13 protein-coding genes are annotated in these 13,893 nt (G+C 65.8%); 5 read left to right on the forward strand and 8 right to left on the reverse strand.

Annotated features, from left to right (window positions below):
• Positions 1 to 8 precede the first annotated feature (8 nt).
• Positions 9 to 1,391 carry a cytochrome P450 gene (locus ACSC1S_RS11200; protein ID WP_435364362.1) on the reverse strand — a complete coding sequence of 461 codons (1,383 nt, stop codon included), beginning with the start codon at positions 1,389 to 1,391 and terminating at the stop codon, positions 9 to 11.
• Positions 1,392 to 1,474: 83 nt separating this feature from the next.
• Between ACSC1S_RS11200 and ACSC1S_RS11205 the strand changes: the two genes are divergently transcribed.
• A complete protein-coding gene (locus ACSC1S_RS11205; protein WP_435364363.1) occupies positions 1,475 to 2,149 on the forward strand; it encodes a helix-turn-helix domain-containing protein in 675 nt (224 codons plus the stop codon).
• Between the two features lie 4 nt (positions 2,150 to 2,153).
• On the opposite strand, the gene ACSC1S_RS11210 is transcribed toward ACSC1S_RS11205, so the two are convergent.
• Positions 2,154 to 3,530 (reverse strand): cytochrome P450, encoded by a 1,377-nt coding sequence (locus ACSC1S_RS11210; RefSeq protein ID WP_435364364.1) that lies wholly within the window; start codon positions 3,528 to 3,530, stop codon positions 2,154 to 2,156.
• A 108-nt stretch (positions 3,531 to 3,638) separates the two neighbouring features.
• Between ACSC1S_RS11210 and ACSC1S_RS11215 the strand changes: the two genes are divergently transcribed.
• Positions 3,639 to 4,310: a helix-turn-helix domain-containing protein gene (locus ACSC1S_RS11215; protein WP_435364365.1), complete on the forward strand. Its 672-nt coding sequence runs from the start codon at positions 3,639 to 3,641 to the stop codon at positions 4,308 to 4,310.
• 151 nt (positions 4,311 to 4,461) lie between these two features.
• Positions 4,462 to 6,258: an acetyl-CoA carboxylase biotin carboxylase subunit gene (locus tag ACSC1S_RS11220; RefSeq protein ID WP_435364366.1), complete on the forward strand. Its 1,797-nt coding sequence runs from the start codon at positions 4,462 to 4,464 to the stop codon at positions 6,256 to 6,258.
• A gap of 21 nt (positions 6,259 to 6,279) precedes the next feature.
• Here ACSC1S_RS11220 and ACSC1S_RS11225 read toward each other — a convergent pair whose 3' ends face one another.
• The 4 genes from ACSC1S_RS11225 to ACSC1S_RS11240 all read right to left on the reverse strand — a co-directional run bounded on the left by ACSC1S_RS11225 (position 6,280) and on the right by ACSC1S_RS11240 (position 9,238).
• The gene (locus ACSC1S_RS11225) at positions 6,280 to 6,831 is read right to left on the reverse strand and encodes a hypothetical protein (protein ID WP_435364367.1); all 552 of its coding nucleotides are present in this window, start codon (positions 6,829 to 6,831) and stop codon (positions 6,280 to 6,282) included.
• 43 nt (positions 6,832 to 6,874) lie between these two features.
• On the reverse strand, positions 6,875 to 7,750 hold the full coding sequence (locus tag ACSC1S_RS11230; protein WP_435364368.1) for an NmrA/HSCARG family protein: 876 nt from the start codon (positions 7,748 to 7,750) through the stop codon (positions 6,875 to 6,877).
• Positions 7,751 to 7,816: 66 nt separating this feature from the next.
• The gene (locus ACSC1S_RS11235; protein WP_435364369.1) at positions 7,817 to 8,518 is read right to left on the reverse strand and encodes an SDR family NAD(P)-dependent oxidoreductase; all 702 of its coding nucleotides are present in this window, start codon (positions 8,516 to 8,518) and stop codon (positions 7,817 to 7,819) included.
• 48 nt (positions 8,519 to 8,566) lie between these two features.
• The gene (locus tag ACSC1S_RS11240; protein ID WP_435364370.1) at positions 8,567 to 9,238 is read right to left on the reverse strand and encodes a peptide-methionine (S)-S-oxide reductase MsrA; all 672 of its coding nucleotides are present in this window, start codon (positions 9,236 to 9,238) and stop codon (positions 8,567 to 8,569) included.
• A gap of 277 nt (positions 9,239 to 9,515) precedes the next feature.
• Between ACSC1S_RS11240 and ACSC1S_RS11245 the strand changes: the two genes are divergently transcribed.
• Positions 9,516 to 9,833, forward strand: coding sequence for a 2Fe-2S iron-sulfur cluster-binding protein (locus ACSC1S_RS11245; protein ID WP_435320257.1), 318 nt, complete (start codon positions 9,516 to 9,518; stop codon positions 9,831 to 9,833).
• A gap of 9 nt (positions 9,834 to 9,842) precedes the next feature.
• Here ACSC1S_RS11245 and ACSC1S_RS11250 read toward each other — a convergent pair whose 3' ends face one another.
• Both ACSC1S_RS11250 and ACSC1S_RS11255 read right to left on the reverse strand, forming a co-directional pair.
• Positions 9,843 to 10,775, reverse strand: a complete 933-nt coding sequence (locus ACSC1S_RS11250; protein ID WP_435364371.1) for an ADP-ribosylglycohydrolase family protein — start codon at positions 10,773 to 10,775, stop codon at positions 9,843 to 9,845.
• An 80-nt stretch (positions 10,776 to 10,855) separates the two neighbouring features.
• Complete coding sequence (locus ACSC1S_RS11255; RefSeq protein ID WP_435364372.1) at positions 10,856 to 11,428, reverse strand: DUF7344 domain-containing protein; 573 nt, start codon at positions 11,426 to 11,428, stop codon at positions 10,856 to 10,858.
• A gap of 471 nt (positions 11,429 to 11,899) precedes the next feature.
• On the opposite strand from ACSC1S_RS11255, the gene ACSC1S_RS11260 reads away from it, so the two are divergent.
• Positions 11,900 to 13,774: a vWA domain-containing protein gene (locus tag ACSC1S_RS11260; RefSeq protein WP_435364373.1), complete on the forward strand. Its 1,875-nt coding sequence runs from the start codon at positions 11,900 to 11,902 to the stop codon at positions 13,772 to 13,774.
• The last annotated feature ends 119 nt before the right edge of the window (positions 13,775 to 13,893 follow it).

Consider the following 13,893-nt stretch of genomic DNA (forward strand, 5'->3'; position numbering starts at 1 on the left):
GTTCGGCGTCACTCTCGCGACGTGACCCGCATCCGAACCTCACCCGGGTCGAGGGTCACCTCCGCCGACGGGTCCAGTTCCTCGGTGACCCGCTCGAACTCGAGATTGCGAGCCAGCGTCGCCAACGCGAGCGTGAGTTCCATCCGGGCGAAGCGCATCCCGATGCAATGTCTGGGACCGCCCCCGAACGGGACGTAGGCGTACTCTGGACGGTCCTCGCCGTCGTCTTCGTCACCAAGCCACCGTTCGGGTCGGAACGCGTCGGGGTCGTCCCACCAGCGCGAATCCCTGTGAATCTGGTACGTCCCGAGGACGAGCGTCTGGTCCGCGGAGAGTTCGTAGCCGCCGAGAATCGTGTCCGCGACGGGCTGCCGGTAGATAGCGTACACCGGCGGGTACAGGCGGAGTGCTTCCGTCACGATGGCCTCGGCGTATTCGAGGGCAGGGAGGTCGCCGAACGTCGGGTCGGCGTCGGCACAGACCGCATCGAGTTCCGCGTCGAGTCGGTCTCGCACCGCCGAGTCGCCGGCCAGCAACCAGACTGTGTAGGTGAGCGCGACCGCGGTCGTCTCGTGACCCGCGCCGAGGAACGTGACGAGCTGGTCGCGGACCTGCCCGGCGTCCATCGTCGAGCCGTCGGGATACTCGGCGGCGAGCAGGGTGTCGAGGAGGTCGGCACCGGTCCCCGCCTCGACACCCGACCGGCGTCGCTCGCGAACCAGTGCGGCGACCATCTCGTCGAGGTCGGCCATGCGCCGCTCGAACCGGCGCTTCGCCGGCGTCGGCAGCCACCCCGGCGCGACCATCGAGAGCCCGCTGATACGGTCGTCGAGCGCGTCGAGCACGGCCTGGACGACCTGCCCGCGCTCGGCGTCGAGGTCGAGGTCGAACAGCGTCCCGACGAGGATGTCGAGCGTGAGGTCGGAGGCGGCCTGCCGGAGGTCGACCGTTCCCGCGGCTGCCCAATCGTCCGCGGCATCCGCGGTCCGGGCGACCATGGTGTCCGCGAACGACTGGATGTGTCGGGGAGTGAACGCGGGCTGGAGGAGCTGGCGGTCTCGCCGCCACTGCTCGCCCTCGGTGAACGCCAGTCCGTCGGGCGCGATGAGGTCGCCGAAGGCAGTCTCGTAGTCGCCTTTCCGGAACTCGTCGTTCCGGTCGACGAGTACCTGCTGGACGAGGTCGGGGTCGTACACCGCGACGAACGAGATTCCCATGGCGTCGAACGCGACCACGTCGCCGTGGTTGGCCATCCGGTTCCCGAAGTCGATGCCGTCGCAGAGGAACCCGATGGTGTGGTCGAGCACGGGCAGGCCATCGGGTGCGGGCGGCGAGCGAGCAGTCATGGTGCCGGACTGGGGGGACTCCTGCAGCGAGTGGTGCTCTGCCATCGTGTGAATGGAGGGCCGAGACGAGCCTCGTCCTTGCCGTGAACTGTGTAACTTTTTTATAAGTTCCCGGTGCGCCTCTACCCGTGCAATCGCTCGACGTCACGGTCCACCTGCCCCCGGAGTTCCGGCTGCCGGTGCCCGACGACCTCGAACTCGGCGAGGACTTCGTTCGCGAGGAGGTGCTCGCGTGGCACACCGACGAGGAGCGCGGCGTCGACCACTTCCTGTCGCTGGTCGTCGGCGACCTCGACGCCTGTCTGGCCGGGCTCGAGTCGCTCCCGATGGTCAACGCGGTCGACGTGACGCCGGTCGACGACGAGACGTTCTACGCCTACGCCGAGATGGAGGCCGGGCCGGACACACGGGCCTGGACCGCGGCGCTGGAGGGCCACGATATCGTCCTGGTACCACCCATCGTGTTCACACCCTACGGGGACGTCCAGTTGACCGTCCTCGGCGACCCCGAGGAACTCCAGAAGGTCGTGGCCGGGTTCCCCGAGGGTATCGAGTTCGAGGTCGAGCGCGTGGGCGAGCACCAGCACCGGCCGGGCTCGCTGGCGGGGCGACTCACCACTCGGCAGTTCCAGGCGATGGAGGCGGCGTACCGGCTCGGCTACTACGACGTGCCACGGGAAGGGACGCTTGCCGAGGTCGCCGAGGCGCTCTCGTGTTCCGAGAGCGCGGCCTCGACGCTGTTGCGGAAGGCGGAGCGAGCGATGGTCGAGGCGACGCTGGGGCGGGGAGCGACCGGCGAGTAGCCCCTCACCGCTTTTCGACCCGCAACTCGACTTCGCCCTCGGGCTGGTAGGTCGCGCCCATCGTCGGCTGTGGCGGTTCCTCACCCAGATACTCGAACCGGCAGCGCTGGACCAGCGTCGCGAGCACCAGTTTCAGCTCCATCCGGGCGAAGCGCATCCCGATGCAGTGTCTGGGACCGCCGCCGAACGGGAAGTAGGCGTACTCCGGCAGGGAGTCCTCGAACTCGTCGGTCCAGCGGTCTGGGCGGAAGCTGTCGGGGTCGTCGTACCACCGCGGGTCCCGGTGGATGCGGAACAGGGGGAGACTGAGCTTCGTCCCCTCGGGGATGCGGTATCCGCCGATCTCTACGTCCTTGCGGACCTCCCGAAAGAGGATGTACGCCGGCGGATAGAGCCGCAGCGACTCCGTGACGACCCGGTCGAGGAACGAGAGGGCGGGGAGGTCGAGCACGTCAACGGAATCGTCGCCGACCACCTCGTCGATTTCGCCCCGGAGACGGTCGGCAACGTCCGGGTGCTCTGCGAGCAGATAGCAGGTGTAGGTGAGCGCGAGCGACGTGGTCTCGTGGCCGGCGAAGAGGAACGTCATCATCGTGTCGCGAAGCTCCGTATCGGAGATGCTGTCGCCCTCTCCACGGGCCGAGAGGAGCATCGCGAGCAGGTCGTCGTGGTCGGCGTCGGCCGCCGACCGCTCCGAGATGAGGTCGTCGACCAGTCGCTCGAACGCCCGCATCGACCGGTCGAGTCGGCGGCGCTGGGGCGTCGGGACCCAGTTCGGCAGGACGAACGTCGAAAGCGAGGGCTCGACCCACCGGTTGAACTCGGCCGCGGCGCGGGTGACGACCGTGCCCCGGTCGCTCTCGCTGAGGTCCAGGTCGAACAGCGACTTCGTGAGGATGCGAAGCGTCAGGTCGGAGAAGGTGTCGGTCGCCGAAACGACCTCGCCGTCATCCCAGCCGTCGGCCAGCGCCGCGGCGAAGGCCCTCATACTCTCGCCGTAGCCGCGGATGCGGTCGAGCTGGAACGCCGGCTGTGCCATGGTGCGCTGGCGCTTCCACTGCTCGCCCTCGGTGAACAGGATGCCCTCGGCTGCGAATTCCATCCCGAAGTCGGTCAGACCCCACTTGCCGAACCTGTCGGCGTCGGTCACGAGGACCTGCTCGATGTAGTCGGGGTGGAGGAGGGTGCAGAACTGCATACCGCCGGCGCTGTAGGCGACCACGTCGCCGAAGGGTTCGAGCACGTCGTAGAACGTCGCCGGGTCCGACGCCAGCTGGAGGGTGTTCCCGAGAAGTGGGAGCCCGTCCGGGCCCGGTGGGAACTCGTCGGTAGCGGCGTGGTCGGCGTCGTCCTGCCTCTCCTGTGGACCTGAGTGCGCCATCACAGGTGGAGAGACGCGGGACGTTGGCAAGCCGGTTCTGTCGAAGGAGCTAGCCTCCTTTTAAGCGGCTTCGATACCGTTTTCGTCGTTCGTCCGACAGTACGACGTATGCGCTACCTCGACGTCCGCATCCGGCAACCCGACTGGATGCTCCACCCGATGCAGTCGTTCATCCGGCACGAGGACGTCGTCCAGTACGAGGAGCTCCTGACCTGGAACGTCCAGCGAGAACAGGGCATCGAGTACGAACTGTTCTACGTCGAGGCCGACCGCGAGCAGTACGAGCCGGCCATCGACGCCGTCGACTCCATCCACTGGTACGACCTCACGCCCGTCGACGACGGGTCGTTCTACATCTACGCCTGCCAGGATATCCGTGACATCGACGTGGAGTGGCGCGAGGCGTTCGTCGCGTTGAACCTCCTGGTGCTCCCACCCATCGTCTACGACACGGAGGCCGCGATGCGGATGACGGTCATCGGGTCGTCCGAGGACCTCCAGACCATGCTCGACGGCCTCCCGGACGAGATAGACGTCACGGTCAACGAGATCGGCGAGTTCGACGCCCGGCACCCCCGCCTCGCCGGCTCCATGACCGCGAGACAGCGTGAAGCCGTCTCCGTTGCGGTCGACGTTGGCTACTACGACGTGCCCCGGACCGGCTCGCTCGAAGCCGTCGCCGACGCGCTCGACTGTGCGCCCTCGACCGCGTCGAACCACCTCCGGAAGGCGGAGGTGGCAGTCATGCGCCGGCTGGTCGAGGGCGACCGGCGCGACTGAGGGCCCCGACCCGCCTGCAGTGAGTCGATATCGCCCCGAATCGACGGCTCAGTCCGCAACACCTCATTTTCTCCGAGAGTCATTGCCGGGTTCCGGCAGGTCTTGCGAACCGACAAAGTAAGGTGGCCTCTGTGAGTGGGTTCGGCCAAGAATGTTCAGGAAGGTTCTCGTCGCGAACCGAGGTGAGATCGCAGTGCGAGTCATGCGCGCCTGCGAAGAACTCAACGTCTCCACGGTCGCCGTCTACAGTGAGGCCGACAAGGACGGCGGACACGTCCGCTACGCCGACGAAGCGTACAACGTCGGGCCTGCCCGCGCGGCCGACTCGTACCTCGACCACGAGGCGGTCATCGAGGCGGCCCGGAAGGCCGACGCCGACGCCATCCACCCGGGCTACGGCTTCCTCGCGGAGAACGCGACGTTCGCGAGCAAGGTCGAAGCCGAGGACGGTATCACGTGGATCGGCCCGAGCTCCGAGTCGATGGAGCAACTCGGCGAGAAGACGAAAGCGCGTAAGGTCATGCAGTCCGCCGACGTGCCCATCGTCCCCGGGACGACCGACCCGGTGGAGTCGCCGGAGGAGGTCAAGGAGTTCGGTGAGGAACACGGCTACCCCATCGCCATCAAGGCGGAGGGTGGCGGTGGCGGCCGCGGGATGAAGGTCGTCCAGAGCGCCGACGAGGCGGAGGACCAGCTCACGTCCGCGAAGCGCGAGGGTGAGGCGTACTTCGACAACGACTCGGTGTACCTCGAGCGCTACCTCGAATCCCCGCGCCACATCGAGGTCCAGATCGTCGCGGACCAGCACGGCAACGTCCGCCACCTCGGCGAACGTGACTGCTCGCTCCAGCGCCGCCACCAGAAGGTCATCGAGGAGGGGCCGTCGCCGGCCCTCTCCGACGACCTGCGCGAGCGCATCGGCGAGGCCGCCCGTCGCGGTGTCAAAGAGTCCGACTACGTCAACGCCGGGACCGTCGAGTTCCTCGTGGAAGAGGGCGAGTTCTACTTCCTCGAAGTGAACACGCGCATCCAGGTCGAACACACCGTCACCGAGGAGATCACGGGCATCGACATCGTGAAGTGGCAGCTCAAGGTCGCCGCCGGCGAGGAGCTGTCCTTCTCGCAGGACGACGTCGACATCGACGGGCACGCGATGGAGTTCCGCATCAACGCGGAGAACGCCGCGAACGACTTCTCGCCCGCACCGGGCGGCAAGCTCACCGTCTACGACCCGCCGGGCGGCCCGGGCGTCCGCATGGACGACGCGCTCCGCCAGGGCGACAAGATCGTCACCGACTACGACTCGATGATCGCGAAGCTCGTCGTCTGGGGCGAGGACCGCGACGAGTGTCTCGAGCGCTCGCTGCGCGCCCTGCGCGAGTACAAGATCGAGGGCGTGACGACCATCGTCCCGTTCCACCGGCTGATGCTCACCGACGAGCGCTTCGTCGCCGGGACGCACACGACCAACTACCTCGACGAGGAGATGGACAAAGACCGCATCGTCGAGGCACAGGAGCAGTGGGGCTCCGAGAGCAGTTCGGGCGGCGACGACGAGGACGTCGTCGAGCGCGAGTTCACCGTCGAGGTCAACGGCAAGCGCTTCGAGGTCAACCTCGAAGAGCGCGGCGCGATGCCCATCGGCGGCCAGAAGAGCGGCGGCCCGAAGCGACCCGCAGACTCGGGCGGCAGTGGCGGCGACGCCGGCGGCAGCAGCGTCGAGGTCGAGGGCGACGGCGAGGTCGTCGAGGCCGAGATGCAGGGGACCATCCTCTCGGTCGAGGTCGGTGAAGGCGACGAGGTGGCCTCGGGCGACGTGCTCTGCGTGCTCGAGGCGATGAAGATGGAGAACGACATCGTCGCCTCCCGCGGCGGCACCGTCTCCCAGATAGCCATCAGCGAGGGACAGAGCGTCGATATGGGCGACGTGCTGGTCGTGCTGGAGTAAGAACGACTCTCTTTTCGCTTCTCAGGTGGGTCGACACCGGAGGAGCGTCCCTGACTCGCGCGGGTCACTCGGTTCGGTATCGCCGGTCGCCACCGTCCGCCGGAGCACCTGCTGGTTGAGGAAGTACATCGCGGTGTGGTGGCCGAGGTCCGCGTGGAGGGTCGGCGTTCCCTCGCCCGCCTCGTTGTAGTACCCGCCCGTGACGGGTACCGTGGCGAGGTAGCCGTGGTCGACCGATTCCACCGTGATGGTGCCGATACTCACGTAGCCATCGGATATCTGGTTCTCCGGCGGCAGGACGAGCGTCCGTTCGACCGCTTCCACGTAGGTCGAGACCTCATCCTCGGCGAGCGCCGCGGGGAACTCGGGGGCAGCGTCGATCTTCGGACTGGTGAACTCGTCCTCGCAGGTTGCATGGGCCGGGGTACCGGTCTGTGCGGCCGGGGTCGTCCTGTCTCGACCGGTCGAGCCGGCACCATCGTCGTCCGTGCCGGCCTCGAACGACGACAGACAGCCCGCAGCCGAGAGGGACAGTGCCGACCCGACGGTCGACAGGAGGGTACGTCGCTGCATGTCCGGGGGTTCAGGTCAGTTCGGTAAAAGTTTCGTGGGGGTCTCAGGGCAGTGCGGGCGTCGGCTTCCAGTCGCCAGCGTCCAGTGCGTCCCGGAGCGACCGCGGGTCGATCTCGAGTTCCTCCAGGTGGGTCGAGTCGAACGTCAGGCCGCCCATCCCGTCGATCCAGGCGTACAGCTCCGCGATGGTGTCGCCGAAACGCTCACGCCCCGCTTCGGTCGAGAGGTGGATGGGTTCGACATCGCGACGGAGGGCCGCGCTGTAGGCCTCCGCTATCTCGGGCAGGGTCAACAGGTCGCCCGCGAGGTCGACGTCTTCGCCGACGAAGCGCTCGGGGTGTGCGAACGCCTTGGCAGCGACCTCGCCCACGTCGTGCACGTCGACAAGCGGGAGTGGGGTGTTCGGAGACACCGGCCAGGCGATCTTGCCGTCGCGGATAGACTCGCGCTGGGCTTCGAAGTTCTGGACGAACACGCCCGGCCGGATGACGGTGGCCGGAACGCCGCGGTCGCGGATGTGGCGCTCGATGGCGAGCTTGGCGTCGAGGACGTCGATACCGGCGTAGAAGTCCGCGCCCAGGGCCGAGGCGAACACGAGGTGTTCGAGGTCGGCCTTGGCCGCCGCGTCGACGAAGTCGGTGCCCCGTTGCACTTCGCGGTCGTACTCGTCGTCCGCGCTGTCGGTGACGAGGAACGCGCCGTCGACCTGGTCGAAGTACGGGCGATACGAGCCCGGGCGGTCGAGGTCGCCCGGGACGATGCGCGCACCGAGCCGCCGGAGTTCGACGGCGCGGTCGCTCTTTACGTCACGTGTCATGGCGTAGACGCCGAAGTCACCGTACACACCGGACAGAAGCGCGTCGACGACCGCGCCGCCCTGTCGCCCGGTCGCGCCGACGACGAGGATTCGTTTCGTCATAACGGGTCGTACGATAGCACAGGGCATGGCTAATCGCCCATGGGACTCGTCTAACGTCTCGTTAGCCTACCAGTCGACGATTTCGCGGTCCCGCCAGAAGCGGCCGCCGGGAGCGTCGGGGGCGAAGCGGGCGAGCCAGACGGGCGTCTCTGCGCCCTGCTCGACGCTCCGGGGCGCGCTCTCGCCGCCCATGTCGGTCCGGACCCAGCCGGGACAGGCCGAGTTGGCGAGGAGCCCGTCGGTGTGATACTCGCCGTGCAGGTACGCCGTCAGCCCGTTCAGGCCGGTCTTCGAGACGCGGTAGGCGGGTGCGCCACCGGTCATCTCCTCGCCGAGCGCGCCCATACCGCTGGAGACGTTGACGACGCGGCCACCGGGGTTCCGCAGGAGGAGCGGGAGCGCGAACTTCGTGAGAACCATCGGGCCGCGAAGGTTGGTCTCCAGCACCGCATCGATATCCGAGACCGACTCGTCGAGCAGCGTCGACCCCGAAGGGTCCGAGATGGCCGCGTTGTTCACGAGCACGTCGAGCCGGTCGGCCTCGACCTCGATGCAGGAGACGGCGGCCCGGATTGCCTCCTCGTCGGTCACGTCGAGCTCGAGCGCGCGCTGGTCGCCCGGCGCGTCGTACTCGGCATTCCGGACCCCCGCGTAGACGACGGCCCCGAGGGCGTCGAGTTCTGCCGCGATGCGTGCGCCGATCCCCCGGTTCGCCCCGGTGACCAGTGCCACCTGGCCGTCCAGGGTCTCGTGGAGTGGTACGTCCATACCAGAGAGAGGCGGCGACGACGTATCAACCGACAGGCAACGACGCCCTCACTCCAGCCGGTCGCGCAGCCGCGCCAGCAGGTCCTCCGGGAGCCCGAATTCCCCGCCCTCGTCGTCGAGCAAGGCAAGGGACCCGTAGCCCGCGACCAGGCCGTTGAGCCGCGCGGCGACGGTCGACTCGCGGATGGCCGCGTCGTTGTAGGTGGCCGCGAGCGCGTCGAACACCGCGGGCGCGCTCCGCAGCCGGTACTTCTGGTGGTAGTGCTCGGCGACGGTGAACGAGTCCAGTGGCTCGGCGCGGGTGGTGAGCCGTCCGCGTCGGGCCTCCCGTTCGGCGACGGCGGCCTCGACAGCCTCGCGCTGGGCCTCGTCGTGCCACAGGACGAGATTGTCGTACTGGCGAATCGGCGAGTTGGCGCGGGGGTTGTGCGCCTGGAAGAACCAATCCAGCAGGTCGCGGTAGCTGGTCGCTGTCGGGTTGTAGTCGACCTGGACGACCTCGGTGTGGTCGCCGAGGTCGCGGTAGGTCGGGGACGGGGTGGACCCGCCGGCGTAGCCGACGCGGGTCCTGACGACGCCGGGGCGCACCCCGAGACGGGCGTCGGGGCCCCAGAAACAGCCGAGGCCGAAGGTAGCCGTCTCGGTCTCGCTGGTGGCGGCGGCGTCGAGAGGGAGGGCGGTGGACGGGAGGGCCGAAGCGCCGCGGGCGTGGCGTGTCACGGTGGAGGGTCGAACGTCAGCGGGAATGTGCCTTTCGCCGGTAGCTGTTGCGACCGACGGTGTCGGTGGCGGCGACCGACAGACCGCGTACGGCGACCGAGGGGCGTGAGAGCCGGCGAACGGCCGGGTTCTCACGGGGCACACTCTCTTCTACACACCGGGGGTGCAATTAACTATCCTAAGCTAAAATGCTGTTTTGAGTCTCTTTTAGTCCTCGCGACACGTATCGCGGGACGTGCCCGAAATCAGGCAGGAGCGGCCCACAGACCGCGAAGACATCGTGTACGTCACAGTCCACGACCGCGACGAGACGCACCTCCTGGTCGCCGCTGTCGGCGAACGACTCCGCGACGTCCTCCTGCGGCACGACCTGTCGCCGCATTCGAAGCTGGCGCGACGGGCGAACTGCGGCGGACGCGGCCTCTGTGCGACCTGTGGTGTCCGGCTGCTCGACGACCAGCCGGCCGAGCACTGGCACGACGAGCTTGCGGCCCGCTTTGGCTACCCACGGCTCTCCTGCCAGCTCAGCGTGACCGGAGACATGCGGATTCGACTGGACCGCGAGAAACTCGTCTGGGGCAGACGCGAGGGCTGAATTCCGCCGTCACTCGTCGCGAGAGAGCGCGAGCAACGCGTCGGCGAGGTCACGACAGTCCGCCGCCACCGTGACCGTGTCCACCCAGTCCCCGGGGAGTCCACTCGCGCCGAATCGTGCCCCGGCGACCGCACCCGCGACGGCACCGATGGTGTCTGTGTCCCCGCCCATCGCCACGGCATCGACGATGGCGTCCTCGGCGGAATCGGCCCGCAGACCGTGATAGAGTCCCGCCTGGACGGTCGTGACGACGTAGCCCGTGTTCTGCAGGTCGCCAGCATCAAGTGTCGGGACGGCTTCCGCGGCCTCGACGAGTTCGGCCGGTGCGTCGTCACGAACCCGGTCGAGGCCCGCATCGAGCGCGGCGAGCGGTTCGGGGTCGTTCCGGACCAGGTCCGCTACGACGAGGTTCAGCAGGGCACAGCCCCACGTACACCGCGGGTCCGCGTGGGTGATGGCCGACGACTCGCGGCTCACCGCGACCAGCCGGTCCGGGTCGTGCCCGAATGCGAGCGCGTGGGGCACACAGCGCATCACGCTCCCGTTCCCGGCGTTCGAGCCTTCTGCACTGGCTTCCCAAACCTGTCGACCCGCCTCGTCCCAGGCCGCACCGTCACGGAACGCCCGGATGGACTGGGCCGTCATGATGCCGATGTCGAAGGGGCCGCTCTCGTACCAGTCAAGGAACCGCTCGGCGACGTCGTGCCCGTCGAACTCGCCCGTCTCGGCGAGACTCCGCGCGATGCAGAGCAACATGTCGGTGTCGTCGGTGACCGTCCCTGCGGGCTGGTTGTGCGTCCCGTAGCCGACCATCTCGTCGAGGCGGCCGTGCTGTGACTCGATACTGGCCGGGGAGTTGAACTCCACCGGTCGGCCGAGGGCGTCGCCACAGGCGAGGCCGAGCAGGGTTCCCCTCGCACGGGCCACTGTCTCGTCAGTCATAGGTAGCCGCACGTGACGATCCGTCAAAAACGTAGGTGTGGGCCGAGCAATAGTCTGGAACGGTTCCCCCCGGAACCGCGTCAGTTGGCCTTCGAGTCGAACAACCGCCGCAGGACGAACCAGCGATGCTGCCAGAGTTGATGCACCGTCGAGAGTGCGATGAGAACCAGGAAGAGACTCGCGTACAACACCGTGTTCCCGGGCAGCATGGCCAGATTCCCGGTCTCCGCGAGGACGATGGTCACCAGCCCGACCGTCGCGAGCACGCGATAGTACGTCGCCTGCGTGACACCCCAGCGGTTCACCACCTCCATGTACACGTCCACCTGTCGTGCGGTATCCTGGAGGGTCACCTCTTTCCGGTCCTTGTCGTACTCGACGATGCCAGCGTCGTCGAGTTTCGGCAGATGGCTCTGGTGGAGCGAGACGTAGACGCTATCCCTGAGGTTGCTCGGTGCGGGCGACTCATCCGCCTCTATCTCGGCGATGTGGTCCGCGAGCTGCCGTAACGTCATCCACGGTCGCTCCTCTTTGAGGTGCTCGATGACGCAGCGCCGGCGGTCGTTGCTCAGCAGATGATGTATCTGTGTCTCTGCGATTCCCTCCCCCCGTGTCCCGAATACAGACAGGCCGAGTTGCTGACCTTCTAACATACACTCGCACCTCAAGTGGTATGTAATTAGCTATACGGACGTTATCTAATTTTCCAGACGATTAATCACTGCTTCATCAGATAAGAATCTATTGGCCGACTCGCCAGGAGCGTAATCGATTGTCAGTCATACGCCCCAGACCGGTATTGGAGAGATAATTCGCTGCACATGGCCGGTATAGCGGGAATAATTCCAGTATCCATCCGTTTCCGCCGACCGTCAGCCAGTCGTAGCCCAGAAGCCGGTTTCAGTGGTTTCGTTCCACATTGTGACCGGGTATCACGAGCATATCCCTTCATAAACACATCTTTTGACACGGTTCTGGTAATTAAGTAAGTGGGTCCCTCTCAACGGTGGAAACGAGGAACTCACGGAGGACCAGGGCCGGTCGCCGCCGGAGCCACCGGCGGTCGCGCCCTCGGTGGTTCGACTCCGCCGGTGGGGCTCCCCAAGAAGGGGGATTGAACAACAATGTCAGGTGAGAACTTCGAAATCTCACGGCGGAAAGCGCTCGCGGCGATAGGAACAACCGGTATCGCGGCCTCTGGTGCGGGGCTGGGGACGTCCGCGTTCTTCAGTGACACGGAGACGTTCGAGGGGAACAAGCTCACCGCCGGTGAGCTGGACCTCAAGGTCGACTGGGAAGAGCATTACTCCGATTGGTCGGACGACGAGGCGGCTGCCGTGTCCGATATCGTCATGACGAATAATGACCCTGCTAACATCCCAGACGGCTACGTCGGGCTGCCCGATCCCAACGCGCCACTCATCGCGATTCCTGAGGGAGATGTCGACGCGTTCCAAGATGCGACCTCCATCGAGGCGATGCCAGACCTGAATAACGATGGCATCCAGGACGATCTTACCGATGTCGACGTGTGTTCACTGCCTTGGGACACGCCAGAGATTCTCGATCCGCGGTCGAGTAACGGGCCGACGTTGAGTGACGGCCCGCGTACAGACGATGGTGCGACAGAAGATACGACGCTGATTCCCGATGGCGAAGATGGAATGGAAGGGGCTCCACTCATCTATCTTGATGACGTCAAACCGGGAGACTTCGGTGAACTAACGCTCAGTATCCACAACTGTGACAACCCGGGATACCTCTGGCTTCAGGGGGAGCCGGTCACCGCAGCTGAGAATGGTAATTCTGACCCCGAAGGCGACGACGACGATGAGATGGGCGCTGAAGACGAGTCGTACAACACGAACGACGGAGATACCGTCCAAGACATCCTCGACTCGGACGTCGAACTTCTCGACGCTATCCAGACGATGTTCTGGTACGATGAAGACGGTGATAACGTCTACGAGCCGGGCGGCGTCGCAGGAAACGTTGACGTGAGTATCGTCTTCGACGTCTCTGGTTCGATGGACAATGCTATGGGCAAGTTCCAGAGTGCAAAAGATGGAGCGAAGACCCTCGTCAATACACTCGATAGCGACGATCAAGTCTCGCTGTTCCCATACGAGACGAACATCGATAGCAACAACATCGAGCGTCTTACCAACAACTTCTCGCAGGTAAACACCACCATCGATAATCTCAACGACCTCGGGTTTACCAACATCGAGGCGGGGGTCACGTACGCAGCGGAAGAGCTTCTCGGTGACGAAAATCTCCTCGCTCCACCGACGAGTCCGAGCGGGAACGACGACGATGCCGCAGAGAAGGTTATGGTCGTGTTGAGCGACGGAAACGCGAATCGTTCACTGGGTGACGATGGGTCAACGGAAAACTTGAGTAATGCGAATGATGCACAGGAAGCAATCGACGCTGCTCAAGCAGCGAAGGACGAGGGCGTCCGTGTGTTCTCGATTGCCTACGGAGACGACGCAACCGCTACGACGCTCCAGTCCATCGCCAGCAGTTCGGACGACTTCTTCGACGATGCAGATATCGATAACATAGAACAGGTGTTCGCACAAATCGCCCAGGCGATTGTTGGCGAAAAATGCTTCCTCTCCGGATCGCTCAGAGACACTCTCAGAGTCCTGAGTTCCTCGGCACCCAACAGTGGTGTTGCTGGCGTCCCGCTTGACGGGAACCGTGCGGAAGGCTCATTCGTCGAAGTTGGCGGGGACGATACCGACAGTGACGGAGTTCCCGACGAGAACCTGACCCTCGATCCTGCCGCCAGCACGGATATCGTTGCTGATGAACCTACCGCGGCAGGCCGAGATTGTTATGCGAACTCTGAAACGCAACACATCGGTTTCGCGTGGTGGCTCCCGGTCGACCATGCAAACGAGATTCAGACCGACTCCGTGAGCTTCGACCTCGGCTTCTACACCGAGCAGTGTCGCCACAACGACGGCGCTGGCCAGACTCCCGAAGCCTAGTCGAATAGCTCACCCACAACCATCCGACCCACATCGGCACACGCCTCCCTCGCTGACGGTGCCGTCCGCCCCGCTGACGGCCCGTTTCATGGTATCGCGACGGCTCGGCGGTTCGACTC

The sequence above is a fragment of the Haloarchaeobius pelagicus genome (assembly GCF_051207375.1).
Classification (GTDB): domain Archaea; phylum Halobacteriota; class Halobacteria; order Halobacteriales; family Natrialbaceae; genus Haloarchaeobius.